This is a genomic window from Pseudomonas putida (genome assembly GCF_028682475.1).
GTDB lineage: Bacteria > Pseudomonadota > Gammaproteobacteria > Pseudomonadales > Pseudomonadaceae > Aquipseudomonas > Aquipseudomonas putida_AG.
On sequence record NZ_JANHLE010000136.1, the window covers coordinates 1 to 322 of the forward strand.

The 322-nt window shown below is 57.1% G+C and carries 1 protein-coding gene; it reads right to left on the reverse strand.

Annotation, left to right across the window (positions count from 1 at the left end):
* A partial coding sequence (locus NPS47_RS25520; protein WP_274297457.1) for a hypothetical protein occupies positions 1-322 on the reverse strand: 322 nt, incomplete at both ends.

The window sequence follows — 322 nt, forward strand, 5'->3', positions numbered from 1 at the left end:
CTCTACCGAGTCGAGTCGATAGGTACCCTCGGTCTTGATGGTCACACCATAATCGCGGGTGATGTACAGGTTACGCAGCACAAAAGTGGTGTGATGGAGCACATCGCGTTCGGCTTCCAGTTGGTAGGCAATGGTGAAGGCCAGGGCGAAGTCCGAGGTCTGTTCGCCATCGTGAATCGGTAAATGCAGCGTCAGTGCTTGCTGCTCTGCACTGACGACGATGAAACGCGCCGCCCAGATGGCGGTGCTTTCTTTCCAGCGCACTGGCGGAGGGGTGCGCCTGTAAGGCTGGTATACGTAGTTGTCACGGCCCTGTTGGTAG